Consider the following 236-nt stretch of genomic DNA (forward strand, 5'->3'; position numbering starts at 1 on the left):
GGCGAAGCGGCACGTCGGAAACGCCTTCCGTCGCTTCGACGAGTACCAGCTCGCCAAGTACAACGGTGGATCGAAGGCGGTCAAGTTGCGCGACGCCTTGCGCATCACCCGCCCGAAGCCGGTGAACGCCGAACAGGCCGAGTTGTGGCGCAAACTCGTAAAGGGCGAGTTGGCCACGCCGGACACTTGGGAGGTGGAACTGTCCAAGGGCGGCGACAAGAAGGCGTCTTGGGAGC

The 236-nt window shown here is 64.0% G+C and carries 1 pseudogene; it reads left to right on the forward strand.

From position 1 onward, the window contains the following. Positions 1-236: pseudogene (locus BGIM_RS68655) on the forward strand (TROVE domain-containing protein); the annotation flags it as partial.

The organism is Zavarzinella formosa DSM 19928, assembly GCF_000255705.1.
GTDB lineage: Bacteria > Planctomycetota > Planctomycetia > Gemmatales > Gemmataceae > Zavarzinella > Zavarzinella formosa.